Annotated in this window: 1 protein-coding gene; it reads left to right on the forward strand. The window is 58.3% G+C overall.

Features of this window, described 5'->3' with window-relative positions:
- Positions 1-259, forward strand: a 259-nt coding sequence (locus QN347_RS20250) for a hypothetical protein (protein WP_323494468.1), incomplete at both ends; no start/stop codon positions are given.

Below are 259 nucleotides of genomic sequence, written 5' to 3' on the forward strand. Positions count from 1 at the left end.
GCCCAGGCCTTTGCCATTCCCTGGCTGGTCGCAATGCGTATGGTGCAATGGCTGGCACCCTTCTTTGCTTACCATTTTCTCACTGGCGACCCGGGTGACTCGATGGTGCGCGCAGTGTTGCTCTCAGCGGGTGCCTTCGTTGTGCTCACCTTGGCCGAGTTCGGTGTGGCGATCATCGGTAAATGGCTGTTATCGGGGCGACTGAAAGCCGGCCGCTATCCGCTTTGGGGTATGACGTATTTCCGTTGGTGGCTTAGTG

The sequence above is a fragment of the Sphingomonas sp. 10B4 genome (assembly GCF_035019905.1).
In the GTDB taxonomy this organism is placed as follows: Bacteria; Pseudomonadota; Alphaproteobacteria; order Sphingomonadales; family Sphingomonadaceae; genus Sphingomonas; species Sphingomonas glacialis.